The 1,394-nt window shown below is 35.0% G+C and carries 1 protein-coding gene; it reads right to left on the bottom strand.

Going from position 1 to position 1,394, the window contains the following annotated elements:
- Positions 1-134: 134 nt before the first annotated feature.
- Positions 135-1,328 carry a sensor histidine kinase gene (locus ACM0OP_RS24105; RefSeq protein WP_414530934.1) on the bottom strand — a complete coding sequence of 398 codons (1,194 nt, stop codon included), beginning with the start codon at positions 1,326-1,328 and terminating at the stop codon, positions 135-137.
- Positions 1,329-1,394 lie beyond the last annotated feature (66 nt).

The raw sequence follows: 1,394 nt of genomic DNA, 5'->3' as shown, positions 1-1,394 counted from the left end.
CAATCCTCTCCTAGAATCCCACTGTCAATAGGGTTTGAGACGCGCTAACCCTGGTAGGGAGTAGGGAGTAGGGAGTGGGGTAGAAGCCTGAAAATGGTGCGTTAAAGATTTCATCCTGACGCACACTACGATACTTACTTAATAGGTAGTTCAATCACAAATTTTGTTCCTTTTCCGGCTTCAGAATAGCACGCGAGTTTACCACCATGTTGTTCTACAACTATCTGATAACTAATAGATAGTCCCAAACCTGTACCTTTACCTATGGGTTTGGTAGTAAAAAAGGGATCGAATAACTTCGAGTGGACTTCTGTTTTTATCCCTACACCATTATCGTTAATATGAATTGCTACCCATTCACTTTCAACTTGGTCAGTGCAAATAGTAATCTGGGGAGTAAATAGTGAATCTTCAGTGCTTCTTTCCTGAAGAGCATCAATAGCATTACTGAGAATATTCATAAATACTTGATTAATTTGACTAGAATAACACTTTAATAAAGGTAAATCTCCATATTCTTTAATTACTTGAATACATACTTTTTGTTTTTTGAGCTTATGACTAAGAATCAATAGGGTACTGTCAATTCCTTCATGTAAATTTACTTCTTTATACTCAGACTCATCTAATCTCGAAAAATTACGGAGAGATTTCACTAATTGGATAATTCGTTCACTCCCTATCTGCATGGAATGATTAATATTTTGCAAGTCTTCTGCCAAAAAATCCATATCTATATCTTCTAGAGTTTCTTGAATAGATAATGGAGGTTGAGTATATTCTTGCTGATATTTTTGCAAAATATCCAATAAAATAGTAATATATTCTTGCAAATAATTAATATTGCCCGCAATAAAATTAATCGGATTATTTATTTCATGAGCAATTCCAGCTACCATTTGTCCTAAACTGGACATTTTTTCAGTTTGAATCAACTGGGTTTGCTTATCTTTTAATTTTTGTAAAGTATCTTGAAGTTCTTGCATTTGCTGCTGAATAGTTTGTTCTCTTTGTGCAAGTTCATCAGCCATGTAATTAAAACTTGTGGCTAAGTCTCCTATTTCATCATTTGCAATAATTTCTGCGCGTTCCTGGAGATTACCTGCGGAAAATTCCTGAGTCGTTTTTTGTAAAAGTTTAACTGGATAAGCTATTGCTCTCCCCAAAAGAATGACTAATCCCACATCTATCACTAAAGCCAAAATAGCAATCACACTTTGGATGAATAAACTTTGCTGAAGTAAAGCATTCAAATCTGTCTCTGGAGTACCTCGAACTAATATGGCGATGGGTTTACCAGAGAAGTTTGATACTGTCCTTGCAGCCATAGTATAGGTTTTACCCAGAAATGTTGAATCTCGTTACAAAACTTTACATATTCAGGTATAGTAGTT

Origin of the sequence: Nodularia chucula CCY0103 (assembly GCF_963923915.1) — a bacterium.
GTDB lineage: Bacteria > Cyanobacteriota > Cyanobacteriia > Cyanobacteriales > Nostocaceae > Nodularia > Nodularia chucula.
The sequence above is the reverse complement of the archived record's forward strand: the minus strand, read 5'-3'. Positions and strand labels throughout refer to the sequence as shown.

Bases quoted from the DNA above. Each gene is read 5' to 3' on its own strand.
- ACM0OP_RS24105 (WP_414530934.1), bottom strand. From the start codon at position 1,328: ATGGCTGCAAGGACAGTATCAAACTTCTCTGGTAAACCCATCGCCATA.